Origin of the sequence: Bacillus sp. JJ1474 (assembly GCF_036965225.1) — a bacterium.
GTDB lineage: Bacteria > Bacillota > Bacilli > Bacillales > Cytobacillaceae > Cytobacillus.
Map to the genome: position 1 here is coordinate 1 of NZ_JBALPC010000021.1, position 16167 is coordinate 16167.

18 protein-coding genes and 1 pseudogene are annotated in these 16167 nt (G+C 37.9%); 8 read left to right on the plus strand and 11 right to left on the minus strand.

The window, feature by feature from the left end; translation table 11 throughout:
* Positions 1-276 precede the first annotated feature (276 nt).
* Positions 277-720, minus strand: a complete 444-nt coding sequence (locus V7164_RS03135) for a YbaK family protein (protein ID WP_335343901.1) — start codon at positions 718-720, stop codon at positions 277-279.
* A gap of 128 nt (positions 721-848) precedes the next feature.
* Between V7164_RS03135 and V7164_RS03140 the strand changes: the two genes are divergently transcribed.
* Positions 849-1835 carry a polysaccharide deacetylase family protein gene (locus V7164_RS03140; protein WP_335343900.1) on the plus strand — a complete coding sequence of 329 codons (987 nt, stop codon included), beginning with the start codon at positions 849-851 and terminating at the stop codon, positions 1833-1835.
* Between the two features lie 125 nt (positions 1836-1960).
* On the opposite strand, the gene V7164_RS03145 is transcribed toward V7164_RS03140, so the two are convergent.
* The gene (locus tag V7164_RS03145; protein WP_335343899.1) at positions 1961-2074 is read right to left on the minus strand and encodes a helix-turn-helix domain-containing protein; all 114 of its coding nucleotides are present in this window, start codon (positions 2072-2074) and stop codon (positions 1961-1963) included.
* Positions 2075-2243: 169 nt separating this feature from the next.
* Here V7164_RS03145 and aepX point away from each other — a divergent pair, with 169 nt between their 5' ends.
* The 5 genes from aepX to V7164_RS03170 all read left to right on the plus strand — a co-directional run bounded on the left by aepX (position 2244) and on the right by V7164_RS03170 (position 7126).
* Positions 2244-3146, plus strand: coding sequence for a phosphoenolpyruvate mutase (gene aepX / locus V7164_RS03150; RefSeq protein ID WP_335343898.1), 903 nt, complete (start codon positions 2244-2246; stop codon positions 3144-3146).
* A gap of 4 nt (positions 3147-3150) precedes the next feature.
* Complete coding sequence (aepY, locus tag V7164_RS03155) at positions 3151-4278, plus strand: phosphonopyruvate decarboxylase (protein ID WP_335343897.1); 1128 nt, start codon at positions 3151-3153, stop codon at positions 4276-4278.
* A 71-nt stretch (positions 4279-4349) separates the two neighbouring features.
* A complete protein-coding gene (locus V7164_RS03160) occupies positions 4350-5480 on the plus strand; it encodes a 2-aminoethylphosphonate aminotransferase (RefSeq protein WP_438824699.1) in 1131 nt (376 codons plus the stop codon).
* A gap of 499 nt (positions 5481-5979) precedes the next feature.
* On the plus strand, positions 5980-6594 hold the full coding sequence (locus V7164_RS03165; RefSeq protein ID WP_335343896.1) for a bifunctional transcriptional activator/DNA repair enzyme AdaA: 615 nt from the start codon (positions 5980-5982) through the stop codon (positions 6592-6594).
* A 1-nt stretch (position 6595) separates the two neighbouring features.
* Positions 6596-7126: a methylated-DNA--[protein]-cysteine S-methyltransferase gene (locus V7164_RS03170; protein ID WP_335343895.1), complete on the plus strand. Its 531-nt coding sequence runs from the start codon at positions 6596-6598 to the stop codon at positions 7124-7126.
* A gap of 367 nt (positions 7127-7493) precedes the next feature.
* Here the strand turns inward: V7164_RS03170 and V7164_RS03175 are convergent.
* Positions 7494-7631: pseudogene (locus V7164_RS03175) on the minus strand (BMP family ABC transporter substrate-binding protein); the annotation flags it as partial.
* Positions 7632-7941: 310 nt separating this feature from the next.
* Between V7164_RS03175 and V7164_RS03180 the strand changes: the two are divergent.
* Both V7164_RS03180 and V7164_RS03185 read left to right on the plus strand, forming a co-directional pair.
* Positions 7942-8502 (plus strand): manganese efflux pump MntP, encoded by a 561-nt coding sequence (locus tag V7164_RS03180; protein WP_335343894.1) that lies wholly within the window; start codon positions 7942-7944, stop codon positions 8500-8502.
* Positions 8503-8679: 177 nt separating this feature from the next.
* Complete coding sequence (locus tag V7164_RS03185) at positions 8680-9267, plus strand: cadmium resistance transporter (RefSeq protein ID WP_335343893.1); 588 nt, start codon at positions 8680-8682, stop codon at positions 9265-9267.
* A 587-nt stretch (positions 9268-9854) separates the two neighbouring features.
* Here the strand turns inward: V7164_RS03185 and rpsI are convergent.
* The 8 genes from rpsI to V7164_RS03225 form a co-directional block, all read right to left on the minus strand.
* Positions 9855-10247, minus strand: a complete 393-nt coding sequence (rpsI, locus tag V7164_RS03190; RefSeq protein WP_335343892.1) for a 30S ribosomal protein S9 — start codon at positions 10245-10247, stop codon at positions 9855-9857.
* Positions 10248-10268: 21 nt separating this feature from the next.
* On the minus strand, positions 10269-10706 hold the full coding sequence (gene rplM, locus V7164_RS03195) for a 50S ribosomal protein L13 (protein ID WP_335343902.1): 438 nt from the start codon (positions 10704-10706) through the stop codon (positions 10269-10271).
* Positions 10707-10945: 239 nt separating this feature from the next.
* Entirely contained in the window at positions 10946-11683 is a 738-nt protein-coding gene (truA, locus tag V7164_RS03200) for a tRNA pseudouridine(38-40) synthase TruA (protein ID WP_335343891.1), read from the minus strand.
* Between the two features lie 12 nt (positions 11684-11695).
* Positions 11696-12493, minus strand: coding sequence for an energy-coupling factor transporter transmembrane component T family protein (locus V7164_RS03205; protein WP_335343890.1), 798 nt, complete (start codon positions 12491-12493; stop codon positions 11696-11698).
* A complete protein-coding gene (locus tag V7164_RS03210) occupies positions 12490-13359 on the minus strand; it encodes an energy-coupling factor ABC transporter ATP-binding protein (RefSeq protein ID WP_335343889.1) in 870 nt (289 codons plus the stop codon). Before V7164_RS03210 ends, V7164_RS03205 begins: the two co-directional genes overlap by 4 nt.
* Positions 13335-14177, minus strand: coding sequence for an energy-coupling factor ABC transporter ATP-binding protein (locus V7164_RS03215; RefSeq protein WP_335343888.1), 843 nt, complete (start codon positions 14175-14177; stop codon positions 13335-13337). Before V7164_RS03215 ends, V7164_RS03210 begins: the two co-directional genes overlap by 25 nt.
* A 552-nt stretch (positions 14178-14729) precedes the next feature.
* Positions 14730-15092, minus strand: a complete 363-nt coding sequence (rplQ, locus tag V7164_RS03220) for a 50S ribosomal protein L17 (protein ID WP_221845911.1) — start codon at positions 15090-15092, stop codon at positions 14730-14732.
* Positions 15093-15169: 77 nt separating this feature from the next.
* Complete coding sequence (locus V7164_RS03225; protein ID WP_066301462.1) at positions 15170-16114, minus strand: DNA-directed RNA polymerase subunit alpha; 945 nt, start codon at positions 16112-16114, stop codon at positions 15170-15172.
* Positions 16115-16167 lie beyond the last annotated feature (53 nt).

A 16167-nucleotide genomic window follows, 5' to 3' on the forward strand; every position in this document is an offset into this window, starting at 1 on the left:
AGTTATACCAAATGATAAAATATTTTTATACAATTTTGAATAATTTATTTATTATTGTATAGGATTTTTCAGTAATTTAAGGATTATATATCCAATTTCGAATCTAGTATGTAAAATCGGGGAGATAATCTGCTATTTAAACATAAAAGACCCTCAGCCAATTAGGTGAGAGTCATTGAAACGACAATATTAATGTTTCGTGAACGGTGGTCATATGGAGTATCTAGAAGACCTATTTATATAATCCTTGGCAATTCTCATTCTTTGGAGCAATCTTTAATGAAGCCTTAATCTATGTCTTTTTTCCCCTTTATCAAAACCTTCCATCCACCAGTATAAAACGTATTGCTCGCATAAATAATAGAGGGATTCACTCAATACCCCTTCTTCTCCATGTCCCCAATACAGCAGGAAATGATATAACGTATCAACTAAATGCTTTTCTTCTTGCCGGCAGCGGAATCTCACATCCTCTGCGCTTTCACCGTAATATCCAAACCGGCTAAAGTGCGCTCCTAGTAAGTAGGCTTCAATGGCCACATCATAGCAGGCTTCTTCTATTCCATTATTCATCAGCAGCCCGTTCATAAATCGTGAGGAACCAAAATGCTGCTGCACTTTTTCCTTTAGAGCTTTTATAGAAATTTCACGTAAAACGGATTTTTCATATTTAATTTGTTTTTCTCTTTTCTTTTCTACAAAGGTTGTAATTACATTCATGCTGTCTCACCTCTTATAAATAGTCTTTAACGATGCAAGGAGAGACATACAAAAAGGCCAACTGCCAATTTTTAATAAAAGCCTCAGAATTTTCTTAGGCCTAGCTAATCCTATTTAAATTCTCGTGAATGGGAAACCTAATACCATCAAAAAAATATGGAGGGTTTGCATTGATAAGAAAGCTTTTTTTATTGAGTATATTCGTTTTATTGCTAGGGATCTTCATCATTCCATATAACGCCAAGTCTGATTATGGAGTCGAAATCACAACTTCCTCGGAAATGAATGAGGACAATTCACTTTATAGAGAAATTGAAATGTATAGTGATCAGCATTATATTAAGCCAATTGATGCAAGAGTAGATAGAATATGGAAAGCGATACCCGGATACAATGGGCTAAGTGTAGACATTGAAGCTAGTTATAAAAAGATGAAAGCAAGCGGTGTTTTTAATAAAAACGATATCGTTTTTAAGGAAATATCACCAAATGTCCATTTAGAAAGTTTGGGGCCCCAACCGATTTATAGGGGTAATCCTGAGAAGCCTATGGTTGCTTTTTTAATTAATGTGGCCTGGGGAAATGAATACATCCCTGGAATGCTGGATGTTTTAAATAAACATCAAACAAAGGCAACGTTTTTTTTCGATGGAAGTTGGGTTAAAAAGAATCCCGATCTAGCCAAGTTGATTAAGGAGGCCGGTCATGAGATTGGCAACCACGCCTATAGTCATCCAAATCTCCAGCAGCGATCTGAGGCAGAAACTGTGGAAGAGTTAAAGAAGACAAATGATGTCATTAAAGAAACCATCGGCATCACTCCAGTGTGGTTTGCTCCACCAAGCGGAAGCTTTAATCAGGTCACCATTCAAGTCGCTAACCGGCTTAATATGAAAACCATTCTCTGGACAGTCGATACGGTTGATTGGAGAAAACCACCTGCTTCCGAAATGGTTAGAAGGGTTGTGTCAAAGATAGAGAATGGAGCAATGGTTCTCATGCATCCTACAAAGCCTACCGCCGAAGGATTGGAGACCATGATAACCAATATTAAAGCAAAAGGGTACAAACTCGGTACCGTGAGCGAGCTTATGAGCGAAAAGCGCGTTGATTAGTTAATAAGCCGAAATATCTATTAAGCAGGTAAAGCCCTAGGAACCTCTAGTTATAGGTACAAGTGGAGGGACCCTAGGGCTTTAAACAATCAAAAGCAAGCAGTAACCCATCTAAATCCCAAACCTCAATCTCTCTGTGCGATTTGCTTAATCCAACCAATATCTTCAAATTCAGCGAGTTTTCTGCTTACTGTATCAGCTGTCGTCCCAAGGCAAGAGGAAATGTCTATTCGATTCATGGGTAGTATAATCCCCTTGACTAACTCCCATTTCCACTATTCATTAATCACATGCATGATGTTGTAGGCAATATTATTATATTTATCCTTGCCTGATAACAATTTACATTATTCATACATATGTTAAAAGGACAACACGATTGGTATCGTAGTAAAGTGAGGGAAAACCATGAGGAAAACAACTAAATTAAAAAATTTACTAAATTCCCAAAAACCTAGTTTTTTAATGGAAGCCCATAACGCTCTTTCCGCAAAGGTTGTAGAGGAAGTAGGTTTTAAAGGGATTTGGGCTAGTGGACTATCGATTTCAGCATCAATGGGTGTTAGAGATAATAATGAAGCTTCTTGGACACAAGTATTAGATATACTTGAATTTATGAGTGATGCCACTACAATACCCATTCTATTAGACGGTGATACAGGATATGGAAATTTCAATAATGCTCGAAGGTTAGTTAGAAAACTAGAACAATTAGATATTGCTGGCGTTTGCATCGAGGATAAGCTTTTTCCAAAAACGAACTCATTTATTAATGGAGAAGCCCAGCCCCTCGCGTCGATTGATGAATTTTGCGGGAAAATCAAAGCAATGAAAGATGCCCAAGAAGATGAAGATTTTATGGTTGTAGCTAGAGTTGAGGCTTTTATTGCAGGCTGGGGATTAGAAGAGGCTCTTAAACGTGCGGAAGCCTACAGGCAGGCAGGTGCCGATGCTATTCTTATGCACAGCAAGAAGGCGGATATTAAAGAAGTTGAAGCATTTATGAAAGAATGGAATGGGAGACATCCAGTTGTAATTGTTCCTACAAAATACTATACAACTCCAACTGACGAATTCAGAAGATTAGGAATAAACACTGTAATCTGGGCTAACCATAATTTAAGAGCTTCAATCACTGCTATGCAAAAGATCTCAAAACAAATACTAGAAGATGAAAGTCTCATCCATGTTGAGGATTCAATCGTAAGTGTGAAAGAAATTTTTAGACTTCAAAATGCCGAGGAGCTTCAAAGAGCAGAGAAGAAATATTTGCCTTCAACTACAAACCAGTCGCAGACGGAAACAGAGTGATGGAATGTTAAACACAAATAAATTTGGAAATGAGCTTAAAAGGTTAGGTTTTGACTTTTACAGCGGCGTCCCATGTTCATTTTTAAAGAATCTTATCAATTATTCCATTAATGAGTGTGAATATATTGCTGCCGTTAACGAAGGTGATGCTATTGCCATTGCTTCGGGAGCTTATTTAGGAGGAAGGAAACCAGTTGTTTTAATGCAAAACTCGGGCTTAACTAATTGTATTTCTCCATTAACCTCCTTAAATTACCCCTTTCAAATACCTATACTTGGGTTTGTTAGTCTTCGGGGAGAACCTGGTTTAGCTGATGAGCCTCAGCATGAATTAATGGGACAAATTACGACACAATTATTAGAGTTAATGCAAATAAAATGGAAATTCTTATCTCCTGATATTAGCGAGGCGATGAAACAGGTTGAAGAAGCTAACAAATGGATTGAACGAAATCAATCATTCTTCTTTGTAGTGAAAAAAGGAACGTTCGAAAGTGAGAAGTTGAAGAAAGAGGAAAGGTCTATAAATAAAAATAAAATAAAGATCGAAAAAACCTCCTCTGATGAACGACCAAGCCGATTTAATACGTTAAAAATAATCAATCAGTTCAAAGATGAGAAAACCATTCAACTTGCAACAACCGGTAAAACAGGCAGGGAGCTTTACGAATTAGAGGATTCCGCCAACAATCTATATATGGTTGGTTCCATGGGCTGTGTCAGTTCCCTTGGGTTAGGCTTAGCCTATACGCAAAAAGAGTTAGATGTAATTGTCATTGATGGAGATGGTTCTCTTCTCATGCGAATGGGCAGTTTAGCAACAAATGGTTATTATCAACCTGAAAATATGCTGCACATCCTCCTAGATAATCAAACTCATGATTCAACAGGAGGGCAAAATACCGTTTCTCACAATGTTAACATGGTCGATATCGCTGCCGCTTGCGGTTATGAAAAATCATATTATATCCATAACTTACACGAACTTGAAATGGGTATACAAGAATGGAAAAAGACAAAAGGACTGACGTTTTTTTATTTAAACATCGCAAAAGGATCAAAACAAAACTTAGGACGCCCTAAAATTACCCCTAGTGAAGTTAAAACACGCCTTCAAGGGTTCATTAAATAATGTGAAACTTCCACCAATGGGTTCCCCGGGTATTGGGCTCCCATTCATTTGTGATGAAAAGGAGGAGCATCATGCGGAAAGTTAAAAGAAATATATTATTAAATCCCGGGCCTGCTACTACAACGGATACGGTTAAATATGCACAAGTAGTACCTGATATTTGTCCTCGCGAAGATGAATTCAGTCAAATAATGAATTTCGTTTCCACAGAACTTACAAGTCTAGTAGCAGATACGGAGCAGTATTCAACTGTACTGTTTGGTGGTTCTGGAACTGCAGCAGTAGAATCAATCTTGAGTTCAGTTATGAACGATGGAGTTATAGTAATCATTAATAACGGAGCCTATGGAAAACGAATGTGTGAAATAGCAGAAGCTTATCAGCTAGATTGGGTTGAATTTATAAGCGCAGCTGATCAACCCATTCAACTAGAGTCATTACATTCATTTATTCAAGCATTTCCACGAACTGTTTCTTATCTTGCGGTCGTGCATAATGAAACAACAACGGGATTATTAAACGATATTGAATCGATAGGTGCCATTTGCAAGGAAAAAGGGATTGAATTAATGGTAGATGCAATGAGTTCTTTTGCGGCTATCCCTATTCAAATGAATCGTATGAATATTAGTTATTTAGCAGCTAGCTCTAATAAAAATCTCCAAGGAATGGCAGGAGTCTCATTTGTAGTAGCTAAAAAAAGCAATTTAGAGAAAGAGGAGTTGGAAAAACCATCCAATTATTACTTAAATCTTTATGCTCAATATAAACACTTCACCGAGACAGGCCAAATGCGTTTTACTCCACCTGTACAGACAATATATGCACTAAAACAAGCCATTTTAGAAGTAAAAGAAGAAGGGGTGAAAGAAAGATATGAACGGTATTCTAAGTGTTGGGAATCGCTCATCACGGGCCTCTCTAGATTGGGCTTAAGACATCTCGTTCCTGCTGACCATCATTCAAAAATTATTACAGCGATAGTTGAGCCTACATGTAAAAAGTATGATTTCAACAGTATGCATGATTATTTTTATGCCAACGGGATAACGATCTATCCAGGTAAGCTTAACCATTTTAATTCTTTTAGAGTAGCAAACATCGGTGACCTTACAAACGATGATATTGAAATCTTTTTAACTTTATTGGAGAAGTATCTTCATAGTATTGGGTACCAATCTACAGATGGAATTGATGGATAATAGAATATCTTAGTCAGAGCAAGTGAAAAAATATTCAATTATGATTGAAAATAAAGCTTTACAAAGCCATCCGCCTGAAACATATGAATTTTCCGAAAGTAATTTATGGGATTATGTGAACTAAGTGGCGGGACGATGCTCCATGTTGAAAAAGCTATTCAAAAATCCCGCTTCTTCATCTGCAAAAATTAATTCCTTACTTTCTGAAATTGATCGTGTTTCCTTAATTGCAGCCGATAGTCTGGCAGGCTATATGTAAATTCCCCTCAATAATCCAAATATGGCCATTTTTATCTCGTCAATTTCTCATTTTTATAAATTAGAGGATAAAACCATGTTTCAGACAATTAGGAAAACCCATAAGGATTGGCAAAAATTTAATTAGTAGATATCACGTTTCATTAGATTCATGCTTTAATTTTCACTATCTTGCTATTTTATCTCAGTCCCCCTACGTACTGAATTAATAGGGTGTATAATGTAAGGAGAGGTGAGATAAATGACGGACAGTGTCAATAATGGATCTCAAATAAATCATGATTATGAAATGATGACAGATGAAATGTGGCAAGCAATTATTAACAATGATACCTCGTATAATAATCAATTTTTCTATGCTGTAAAGACCACAGGGATCTTCTGTAAACCGTCATGTAAATCTCGCGTTCCGAAAAAGGAAAATGTACGTATTTTTCAAGACGCAGAACAAGCTCTCCAAGCAAATTTCCGCCCTTGTAAACGTTGCAAGCCTACTAATGAGAAATTGCCTGATAGTGAGTGGGTTGCTCTTATCACTGAATACATTGATAAAAATTTCATTGAAAAATTAACTCTAGAAACATTAGCAAATATAACTCACGGAAGTCCCTATCATTTGCATCGAACGTTTAAAAAGATAACAGGTGTCACGCCAGTTGAGTATATCCAGCTGGTTAGAATAAAAGCAGCTAAAGAGTACCTGATTCAAACAAATAATGCGATTGCAGATATCTCTATATGTGCAGGAATGCCTAACACGCCCTATTTTATTACTCTATTTAAAAAGAAAACCGGACAAACACCTGCACAATATCGTGAATTACATCGGTCCATGAAGATAACGGAGGAAATTTAAATTGAGATCAGAGAAAAAACCGACACTTTTTTGGTCTTTGCTAAAATATAAGCATTGGAATTTTTTTATCGCTTCGACATCTAAGGGGCTTGTGTTTGTTGGTTCACAGAACAAACCATTCGAGGAATTGTCTGAATGGGCTAAGAAACGCTTTCCTGGAAGTCCTCTTGTTGAAGTTGGAGAAAAGCTCGAACCTTTTGCGATTGAAATCATCGAGTATCTTGACGGAAAACGGCAAACCTTTACAGTCCCCTTTGATTACAATGGGACACCATTCCAGATGGCAGTCTGGAATGCACTTTGCAAGATTCCGTATGGACAGACAAAGTCCTACTCTGAAATAGCAAACGATATTAATAAACCAGCTGCAGTTCGTGCTGTAGGGACAGCCATCGGAGCTAATCCCGTTTTAATCACTGTTCCCTGTCATCGTGTAGTAGGAAAAAACGGAGCGTTAACGGGCTATCGTGGTGGATTAGAAATGAAGACAAAGCTTTTGGAACTGGAAAGACAGGGTTATATCCAGCAATAAATAAAACTACTATACAATGATTGGAAGCGAGTTTTACCCAGGGAATATAGACAAATCCCTTTTTCGAAAAAGGAATGAAGAAAAAGGGATTGTTCCTATTCGCTGGCCATTAAAGTCAACAAACAAAAAACTCCCAACCAATCGGTTGAGAGTAATATTAACGTTTTAAGAACTGAGGTGCACGAAGAGCGCCTTTAAGACCAACTCTACAGGGGGGATTTGTAAATCCGCTTCGTGATATTTTTAACAGATTTTTCCGAAACAGAAATAGAGACATTTTGAATCACAAACTGGCTTTTTCTAAGATCTTGATTTTTCTCCATTTTCCTTAACCATCTTTATTGGATGGTTTTGTATTAGATGAATGCTTCGTCCCAAATGTAAGCGCCGCTGCTGCAACCCCAAAAAGGAAAGCTGCTTCTTGCTCTTTAAAAAGAACACTAGCAACATTTGGCTCTTTTACTTCAGAATCAATGATTGCAAATTTAGTATCCTTTTGTTTTTGCTACCTCGTCATTTTTGTCAAATATCCCCCATAATAGAACCCGTTAACATTATGATATTCCTCATGCATTTTTTCTTCGTCGAGAAAATTAAAACCATTTACCGATTTTATAAAGATTCCAGAACACCAAAAGACTCGAACACAAATTTATGTTTTTGTGTAAGATTTCTTTTTTAGCATTCCAAATATACGGGGACACGTATTAAATCCCGCTTACATAGCATATGTATAAGGACATGCTATGTGCTTCTTTTAGAGGTTTAATTAATCCCCTTTTCCATTCAATTAGAAAGGAGGAAAATGAATAAGGGTGGAATGGTTCAGTTCTTTCTTAATTGTAAATTTGATTGGAATAAGTACAAATATAGATAATGCAGGTGTTGGAATTGCCTATGGGCTTAAAAATTTTAAAATACCTTATTGGTTCAACCTGATCATTAATGTTATTGGATTCTTTTTTACAATCATTGGGGTATTCTTAGGCTATGTTATTTCACAATTTATTTCACAAAAAGAAACTGGACTAGTATCTTTTTGTATATTGTTCAGCATCGGATTATTCACCATTTATAATGATTGGTTTGTTTATAGAAAAAAAAGTGAGATAAAGATACAAAAGCCTAATATTCGACAGGGTGTTTTCCTAGGTTTTACACTTTCAATCACAAACATTGCTAGCGGACTTGGGGCAACGGTTGCCTATAATTCCGTTATTTGGTCCGTGATATTTAGTATTACTGTTTGGGGTTATATTGCCATTTGGTTTGGAAATTCTGTTGGAAATAAAGTTTTCTCAAAAATCTTAGGTAATTACTCTCCACTTATTGCTGGGTTTATTTTCATGATTATCGGATTTAAGCAATTATTTTAAGCTTTAGTTGAAACTTCCCCTTTAGATCACTCTCAAGCTAATTTAGAACATAACACCTTATTTTTACTAACTTCTAGTTAGTGCCTTTTCTTTGATTAGAGGAAGTAAAGGCTTGCAGTTCATTTTTAAGCATTTAATAATTAAACGACAATTACTGAAAGGATAAAGTTGTAGAGTATGTTAACTCTTATTTTTTCAACTATCGTTTTTTTTGTAGCAACAAACATTGATGACATTTTCCTTTTGATGACTTGGTTCTCACAAGCAAAGACAACAGAACAGAAACGATTTATTGTGGCTGGACAATACTTGGGCTATATTCTGCTTCTTACCATAAGTTTAATTGGAGCATTTGGAGCTTTACTCATTCCTAAAGCATGGATAGGTATACTTGGATTAATTCCTATCTATATTGGAATACAATCACTGGTATCTTTGTACCAAATGAGGAAAGATAATTCTAGTCAATTTGTTTGGTTATTAAAGATTACCACAGTCACATTTGCTAATGGTGTTGATAATATAGGTCTTTATATTCCGTTCTTCTCAACCAATAGTTTATGGAATATTATTCTTATTATGGTTATCTTTTTAGCACTTGTAGCAGTTTTGTGTTATTTAGGTAATGTCCTCGTACACCAACCGTTAATAGCTCAGACTTTAGAACGTAATGGTCACATTATTGTTCCCTTCGTATTAATAGGATTAGGTACTTTTATTTTGATTAAACACGATACGTTCCATTACCTTTTTAGTAATTTCTAATTATCAATTAATTACCAGTCGAAAAAATGACTGGTTTTTTATTTCTAAAACATTGTAACAAGTAAACTCTTGTTCAGACACCAAAAACAAAGGATTCTAAGCGTTTAATTAGTTTGGATAATAAAACCCTAGCTTTGCTTAAAAAGTGGTGTATAAGTCAAATGGAAGAGGGTTTTGCTAATGGAATAATAAATGTGCCAATAATCTTGTTTTACAAGGGGCGATAGAACACCATTACGCTTAGCCTATCTTAATGAAGGCAAAATATTCTAATTACGAAACACAGTCTCCATCCCATAACTATACATCGTTTACGCCATACTCATGCTCCTTATTATTTGAAGCTGTGCGAGTATTAAAGAAGTACAAGAGCGGCTAGGACACGCCGATCTTCAATTGACAATGAATATATATAACCCATGTAACTAACACTCTTAAAAAGCAAACCGCATCAAAATTCCAGAAGGTTATTGAGCTATAATTGGTGATCAAATGCGGCCAAAAAGTATTTTCGTGGTCAAAAGCACTTTTCAGGCATAAAAAAGACCCCCAAGCAATAAGCTTGAGAGCCTTTGAAACGTTGATAATTAACGTTTTGAGAACTGAGGTGCACGACGAGCGCCTTTAAGACCGTATTTTTTACGTTCTTTCATACGAGCGTCACGAGTTAATAGTCCAGCAGCTTTTAGTGTTGGACGGTATTCTGGATCAGCTTGAAGTAACGCACGAGCGATACCGTGGCGGATTGCGCCAGCTTGACCAGTGTAACCTCCACCATTTACATTTACATGAACGTCATAGCTACCTTGAGTTTCAGTAGCTGCTAACGGTTGGTTTACAACTGCACGTAAAGCAGCAAATGGGATATAATCTTCAATTTCACGACCATTGATAATAATTTTACCGTCGCCTGGAACTAAACGAACTCGTGCAACGGAGCTCTTACGACGACCAGTGCCAATATATTGAACCTGTGCCAAGTTAATAACCTCCCCTATAAATTATCCACGAAGTTCGTAAACTTCAGGTTGTTGTGCTTGGTGCTTATGTTCAGCGCCAGCATATACGTGTAATTTCTTGAACATTTGACGGCCAAGAGTGTTCTTTGGAAGCATGCCTTTAATAGCAAGCTCTAACATTCTCTCAGGAAAGTTCGTACGCATTTCGTTAGCAGTTCTTTGTTTTAAACCACCTGGGTGATTTGTGTGACGGTAGTAAATTTTGTCATTTAATTTATTACCAGTTAATTCAATCTTAGCTGCATTTAGAATAATTACATGATCACCAGTATCAACATGTGGTGTAAAAGTTGGTTTATGTTTACCACGTAGGATTGACGCAACTTCACTAGCAAGACGACCTAGAGTTTTGCCTTCTGCATCAATCACGTACCATTTACGTTCGATATTGTTTGCATTCGCCATAAACGTTGTACGCATCATTTTCCCTCCTAAAAATTCCATCTTCATAATTTCATTGGTTTCATTTATCTTAGACACAATAAGTTCCGGGGCTTATCGTGGTTTTAATAACAATACCTTTGCTATGATACACTTTTATACAGCTATTGTCAATAAAATGTTACACCAGGTTTAGTTGTTTTGAAATATTTTTATCAAAAATCTGCTTCACAACGCGACCGAGTGGATCATACAGGTTTTCGGAAAAATATTTGTCTTTAATAAAATACCTTCCACAAATAAAGCCCTTGAGCAGGAGCTGTTCTTCCCGCGAAGGATCGATCCCTCTTTTCCAAAATGTCTGCCATGGAATTCGGGCTTCTTTCTCCAGCTCCGACCTCTAAAAGAGTGCCAACTAATATCCTGACCATATTATACAAAAAACCGTTGCCAACAAATCGAAACTCAAGAGAGCCTTGGCCCTTAATCAGAACAATTTCCTTTAATTCCCTGACTTTATCCTCTACCTCCGTCTTGGCAGAGCAGAAGCTCGTAAAATCATGAGTCCCCATTAAATAAGCTGCCGCTTCCTTCATTGCTGAAATATTCAATGGATAAGGATACTGAAAGGCATAATTTCGGCTAAAAGGATCTCTCTTTGTGGAAAGGCTCATAACATACCGATATTCCTTCCCCTTTGCATCAAATCGGGCATGGAATCCGCCTTCAGCTTCTTCCGTGCTCAAAACGACAACATCATCAGGCAAAAGAGAATTAAGCGCAATATCCCACTTTGGCAGCGGAATATTTAACTCAGAGTCAAAATGAATAACCTGTCCCTTTGCATGGACGCCTGCATCCGTTCTCCCAGAGGCACTAACCTTTATGTCTGCCCCTTTATGAAGTTTTTTCAAGGCATTTTCCAGTTCTCTTTGTACAGTCCGCTTATTCGGCTGGACCTGATAGCCAGAGAATAAAGTTCCATCATAGGTTACTAGACACTTAAACCTTTTCATCATCAAGCCCCATTATGTTCTTAATAAGAATAAAACAATGGTCAAAATTCCAAGCAGAATAATCATTGCTGAATCTGTCAAGCTCCAGCTGAGCTGCCTGTATTTTGTTCTTCCCTCACCGCCGCGGTATCCCCTTGCTTCCATGGCTGTGGCAAGCTCCTCAGCTCGTTTAAAGGAACTGACAAAAAGTGGGATGAGAAGAGGAATAATCGACTTTACCCTGTCTTTAATCGGTCCGCTTGTAAAATCTACCCCTCTTGCTGTCTGCGCCTTCATAATTTTATCTGTCTCCTGCATCAAGGTTGGAATAAATCTTAAAGAGATGGACATCATGAGAGCAAGCTCGTGAACTGGAAACTTAATTTTATTTAAAGGATGCAGCAGACTTTCAAGACCATCTGTAATCTCAATCGGTGTCGTTGTTAACGTCAGGATGGACGTCATTAAGATCAGCAGGAAGAAACGCATGGAAATAAAGAGCCCCATCCTTAATCCCTCTTCATAAATGGTAAACCAGCCTGCTTGAAATAGAATTTTCCCGTCCTTTGTCAAAAACAAATGCAAGAGCAATGTAAAAAGCACGAGCCAAAGAACAGGTTTCAGACCTGAAAGAATGAATCGCATAGGAACTTTAGACATTGACACCATTAAAAAAGTATAAATTAATAATGCCCCATAAGTTAAACTGTTGTTTGCAATAAAAACGATACATACAAATAGAAAAATCACTATAAGCTTGGATCGTGGATCCATTCGATGAATAACAGACTGAGCTGGTACGTAGCGGCCAAAAATCATTTTCTCCATCATTTTTGGTCACCCCTCTTTATGACAGCAGCGATTTCTTCTGTTAGCTTTTCAACCGATAAGCAAGTTTTTGGAAATTTCATTTGGAATGCCTTTTCAATTTTTTGCTGGAAACGGACAACCTCTGGCACATCTAATCCAAGCTCAATTAAACCTTCAGGCATTGAAAAAATCTCTTCGGGTGTTCCTTTTTTGTACACTTCTCCCTTATGCATAATCACAATTTGATCTGCATATCTGGAAGCATCCTCCATACTATGAGTGACTAGAATGGTTGATAGGTTTCTTTCCTGATGAAGCGCGTGGAACATATCCATTATTTCCTTCCGCCCTCTTGGATCAAGGCCTGCAGTAGGCTCGTCCAGGACGATCACATCCGGCTCCATCGCAAGTACTCCAGCAATCGCAACCCTCCGCATTTGCCCGCCAGATAAGTCAAACGGGGACTTTTCGAGAATTTCGTCTGCAAGCCCTACTTGCTTGATGGCAATTCTAGCCCTTTTCTTCGCTTCCTCCTCGGAAACGCCGAAATTCATTGGCCCAAAGCAAATATCCTTCTCAACCGTTTCTTCAAACAATTGATGCTCCGGAAACTGAAAGACAATGCCAACCTTTTGCCGAACTTCTCTAAGATTTTTTTGCTTTTTTTCTGAAGTAATTTCTTTCTCGCCAATCAAGACTTTTCCCGCGGTTGGTCTTAGCAGTGCATTTAGGTGCTGAAGAACAGTAGATTTACCGGAGCCTGTATGCCCAATTATCGCCAGAAACGTTCCAGACGGAATATTAATGGAGACATCCTTTATGGCTAAATGTTCAAAAGGGGTATTTACCTGATAGCGATATTCTACTTTTTGCAGTGAGATGTCCATAGCTCAGTCACCAACTCTTCTTCAGATAAAAAATGCCTTGATAAGGAGATTCCTTGTTCCTTTAATAGCTTACTCATTTTGACTGGAAAAGGAATATCTAAACCGAGTTTCACCAGCTCTTCATCCATTTGGAAAATTTCCCCTGGCGCCCCCTCTTTGTACAGCTTACCTTTGTTCATCACAATAATTCGATCAGCTTTTGCAGCCTCTTCTAAGTCATGGGTAATGGAAATGACGGTCATATTATGGGTTTCTTTTAACTCCCTAACCGTTTCTAGAACCTCTTCCCTGCCCCTTGGATCCAGCATGGATGTTGCTTCATCTAAAATAATAATGGAAGGCCTAAGAGCAATGACACCTGCAATAGCCACCCTTTGTTTCTGACCACCTGATAGATGGTGCGGCTCTTGATCAAGAAATTGCGCCATTTTCACTTTTTCTAAGGAACTATGAACTCTTTCTATCATTTCATCTCTAGCAATTCCGTTATTTTCTAAACCAAAAGCCACATCATCCTGAACAGTCGTCCCAACAAACTGATTATCTGGGTTTTGAAAGACCATTCCTATAATTTTTCGAGTATCCCAGACCGTCTCTTCAGTTAATGGGATCCCATTCACAGTAATGGAACCTTCCTGTGAGTACTGCAATCCATTTAATAGCTTCGCTAGCGTAGATTTACCAGAACCATTATGACCTACAATCGCAAGCCATTCCCCTTCATAGATCTCAAAAGATACATCGTGAAGAGCATACGGAGCCTGAATATCATATTGAAATGAGACATTTTTAAGCTGGACTAACGGTTTCTTGCTCATAGTTGTTCCTCCCCTCATCTCACTCTTCTCTCTCTATTCTAAACTGTACTGCCAGACAATCAACACCGAAATAGACTTTTAACTATTAAAAAACCCGCCACAATTGGCGAGCCTCAATAGTATGACAGTGGATATATAATGCTGATAACAATATTTCAGAATTTACACTTCCCTCACAAAGGAAACAATAATTTCTAAACTTATATCTGTTATCTGAGCTGTATAAAATGCCAAAGCTGTCTCCCTATTAAAAGCCCATACAACATTTGTCATTTTACTTTATTTAAAAAGTCTGCACCTTTCCGAAAAAAACAGGCCCCACCTGTTATACGCAAACTAAAAAACTCGGAAAGGTGCAAGAGCTAGACGAGTCATACAAGTGATATATGAAAAATAGATCACTTAGCCAACGCCTATAAGTACGCTCATCGTAACACTCACTTTTTACTTAAATTCCTCGGATGCCACAATTAGGCAGAAGGTCATTTTACAAAAAAGGGGCAATGAACAAGTTTCTGAACAAACTGTCTCTCGCCCCTTTTTGTTAAAAAATTATACTAACTCGATGATGACCATTGGTGCTCCGTCTCCACGACGAGGTCCAAGCTTCATAATACGAGTATATCCACCTTGGCGCTCTTCAAAGCGAGAAGCGATATCGCTGAATAATTTTTGTACAGCATCTTGATTCGTTTCAGCGTTAGCTACCTCGTTGCGCACATATGCAGCTGCTTGACGACGAGCATGTAAATCGCCACGTTTTCCAAGAGTGATCAATTTCTCAACAACTGAACGAAGTTCTTTCGCACGAGCTTCAGTTGTTTCAATACGCTCGTTGATGATTAAGTCTGTTGCTAAGTCACGTAACATAGCTTTACGTTGAGAGCTAGTACGTCCTAACTTTCTGTATCCCATGAAAGTTTCCCTCCTTTGTTGAAGTGATTCTTTAAGCTATTGTAGCTACTTGAAAATGCTTCAAAGCGTCTAGCTTATCAATCATCTTTTCGTAGGCCTAATCCAAGCTCTTCTAGTTTGTGTTTAACTTCCTCAAGAGACTTTCTGCCTAAGTTACGAACCTTCATCATATCTTCTTCCGTTTTATTAGCTAACTCTTGAACGGTATTGATACCAGCACGTTTTAAACAGTTATATGAACGAACAGATAAATCTAGTTCTTCGATTGTCATCTCAAGTACTTTTTCTTTTTGATCTTCTTCTTTTTCAACCATAATTTCAGCATTTTGAGCTTCATCAGTTAAACCAACGAAGATATTTAAATGCTCGGTTAAAACCTTAGCACCAAGTGCAACCGCATCTTGAGGACCAGTACTTCCGTCAGTCCAAACGTCAAATGTTAACTTATCGTAGTTAGTCATTTGGCCTACGCGTGTATTTTCTACTTGGAAAGAAACACGCGAAACTGGTGTATAGATTGAATCAATTGGTATGACGCCAATCGGCTGATCTTCTCTTTTATTTTGGACAGCCGGCGTATATCCACGTCCGCGCTTAGCAGTTAAACGCATACGCAAATGACCATTTGTTCCTAAAGTCGCGATGTGAAGATCTGGATTTAGAATTTCAACATCACTGTCATGAGTAATATCAGCGGCCTTAACAGCACCTTCACCCTGTACATCAAGCTCAAGCGTCTTCTCTTCATCAGAGTAGATCTTAAGTGCAAGCTTTTTGATGTTCAAAATAATAGATGTTACATCTTCTACGACGCCTTCAATTGTTGAGAACTCATGAAGTACCCCATCAATTTGAATTGATGTAACTGCGGCACCAGGAAGTGAGGATAAAAGGATACGACGTAAGGAGTTACCCAAAGTTGTACCATATCCACGCTCAAGTGGCTCTACAACGAACTTCCCGTACTTGGCATCATCGCTGATCTCAACCGTTTCGATTTTTGGTTTTTCTATTTCGATCATGAAAATACACCCTCCTTCAAAACGTCGAAACCCCGGCTATATTCATAACCGAA

Bases quoted from the DNA above. Each gene is read 5' to 3' on its own strand.
- V7164_RS03135 (WP_335343901.1), bottom strand. From the start codon at position 720: ATGAATGTAATTACAACCTTTGTAGAAAAGAAAAGAGAAAAACAAATT.
- V7164_RS03140 (WP_335343900.1), top strand. From the start codon at position 849: ATGGGAAACCTAATACCATCAAAAAAATATGGAGGGTTTGCATTGATA.
- V7164_RS03145 (WP_335343899.1), bottom strand. From the start codon at position 2,074: ATGAATCGAATAGACATTTCCTCTTGCCTTGGGACGACAGCTGATACA.
- aepX (WP_335343898.1), top strand. From the start codon at position 2,244: ATGAGGAAAACAACTAAATTAAAAAATTTACTAAATTCCCAAAAACCT.
- aepY (WP_335343897.1), top strand. From the start codon at position 3,151: ATGTTAAACACAAATAAATTTGGAAATGAGCTTAAAAGGTTAGGTTTT.
- V7164_RS03160 (WP_438824699.1), top strand. From the start codon at position 4,350: ATGCGGAAAGTTAAAAGAAATATATTATTAAATCCCGGGCCTGCTACT.
- V7164_RS03165 (WP_335343896.1), top strand. From the start codon at position 5,980: ATGACGGACAGTGTCAATAATGGATCTCAAATAAATCATGATTATGAA.
- V7164_RS03185 (WP_335343893.1), top strand. From the start codon at position 8,680: ATGTTAACTCTTATTTTTTCAACTATCGTTTTTTTTGTAGCAACAAAC.
- rplM (WP_335343902.1), bottom strand. From the start codon at position 10,706: ATGCGTACAACGTTTATGGCGAATGCAAACAATATCGAACGTAAATGG.
- truA (WP_335343891.1), bottom strand. From the start codon at position 11,683: ATGAAAAGGTTTAAGTGTCTAGTAACCTATGATGGAACTTTATTCTCT.
- V7164_RS03205 (WP_335343890.1), bottom strand. From the start codon at position 12,493: ATGATGGAGAAAATGATTTTTGGCCGCTACGTACCAGCTCAGTCTGTT.
- V7164_RS03210 (WP_335343889.1), bottom strand. From the start codon at position 13,359: ATGGACATCTCACTGCAAAAAGTAGAATATCGCTATCAGGTAAATACC.
- V7164_RS03215 (WP_335343888.1), bottom strand. From the start codon at position 14,177: ATGAGCAAGAAACCGTTAGTCCAGCTTAAAAATGTCTCATTTCAATAT.
- rplQ (WP_221845911.1), bottom strand. From the start codon at position 15,092: ATGGGATACAGAAAGTTAGGACGTACTAGCTCTCAACGTAAAGCTATG.
- V7164_RS03225 (WP_066301462.1), bottom strand. From the start codon at position 16,114: ATGATCGAAATAGAAAAACCAAAAATCGAAACGGTTGAGATCAGCGAT.